Genomic DNA, 719 nt, shown 5'->3' with positions numbered 1-719 from the left:
CCATGCGGCAAGGGAGGCGCTATGGGCCAGGTTCTTCACGGCAGCGCCCGTACGACGGAGGCGGTCCGTCGCGCGATCCAGCTACGTCAAGAGAGCGTGAGGGCGCTGGCGAAGCGCTATGGCGTCAGCCCCACCACGGTCCAGAAGTGGCGCAAGCGGTCGGCGACCGCGGACGCGCCCATGGGGCCAAAGCAGGTTCGATCCACCGTGCTGACGCCCGAGGAAGAAGCGATCATCGTCGCCTTCCGCCGGCACACGCTCCTGCCGCTGGACGACTGCCTCTATGGCTTGCAGCCGGCCATCCCGCACCTGACCCGCTCGTCCTTGCACCGCTGCCTGGCTCGGCATGGGATCAGTCGCCTGCCGGAGCTCGACGGCGAAAAGCCTAACAAGAAGCGCTTCGCCAACTACCCGATCGGCTACTTCCACATCGACATCGCCGAGGTGCAGACCGAAGAAGGCAAGCTGCGCCTGTTCGTGGCGATCGACCGCACCAGCAAGTTCGCCTTCGTCCAGCTCGTGGAGAGCGCTGGCAAGATGGAGGCGGCCCAGTTCCTGCGCGACCTGATCACGGCCGTGCCCTACCGCATCCACATCGTGCTGACCGATAACGGCATCCAGTTCACCAACCGGACGTGTGACCAGTACGCCTTCGTCCACATCTTCGACCGGGTTTGCGCAGAGCACAGCATCGAGCACCGCCTGACCAAGGTGAACCA

At 65.1% G+C, this 719-nt stretch carries 1 protein-coding gene; it reads left to right on the top strand.

Annotated elements, in window-relative coordinates:
- Positions 1–21: 21 nt before the first annotated feature.
- The coding region (locus tag HLA95_RS27680; protein ID WP_222185179.1) for a DDE-type integrase/transposase/recombinase at positions 22–719 on the top strand (698 nt) is incomplete at its 3' end.

The sequence above is a fragment of the Geminicoccus harenae genome (assembly GCF_019800005.1).
Taxonomy (GTDB): Bacteria; Pseudomonadota; Alphaproteobacteria; order Geminicoccales; family Geminicoccaceae; genus Geminicoccus; species Geminicoccus harenae.
The sequence above is the reverse complement of the archived record's forward strand: the minus strand, read 5'-3'. Positions and strand labels throughout refer to the sequence as shown.